Source organism: Oleiphilus sp. HI0125 (assembly GCF_001635355.1).
On sequence record NZ_LWGF01001153.1, the window covers coordinates 1 to 665 of the forward strand.

Consider the following 665-nt stretch of genomic DNA (forward strand, 5'->3'; position numbering starts at 1 on the left):
CACGGTTTTGTCTGGCAATAAGAATAATTATGGCTGTAACACTCCCTACTGACCTCACTGCTTTTAGCACAATTCTAGAAAGAGCGATCGAACGAAAAGGCGGAAAATCAGCCTTAGCAAACCTTTTAAGTACGCACTTCTCAAGCAGTGAGCTAGAGCAGATTCCAGAAGATCGTTATCTCGCAGCCATGACAAAATGCGTGAATCGCGCGGGTTTCAGTTGGAGGGTCATTGATCGCAAATGGTCGGAGTTTGAAGAAGCATTCTTTGGTTTTAAAGTCGACACCTTGGCCCTACTTTCAGATGAGCAATGGGAAGCCTATCTTGATGATTCGCGTGTTGTGCGCAGCGGCCAAAAAATCAAAGCGCTGCGCGACAATGTATCTTTCTTGTACGACCTGCGATTTACAGACAAAGGTATCGCTTCATTAATCGCGCATTGGCCATCCGATGATCAAGTTGGCCTGATGCAGCTGCTTAAAAAGCGTGGTTCGCGACTAGGCGGGAATACAGGACAATATTTTCTTCGCATGATGGGGCGCGACACCTTTATCCTCTCACGAGATGTTGTATTAACATTGCAAAGCGCTGGGCTTGATATTAAAAGTGAACCGAGCTCTCTGAGAGAACTAAAACTAATACAAGCAACGTTTAATGAATGGCAC

At 45.4% G+C, this 665-nt stretch carries 1 protein-coding gene; it reads left to right on the top strand.

The genetic code is table 11. The features are described from left to right. Window positions 1-29 precede the first annotated feature (29 nt). Window positions 30-665: DNA-3-methyladenine glycosylase I (locus A3762_RS19955; protein WP_068757286.1), on the top strand; the 636-nt coding region annotated here is incomplete at its 3' end.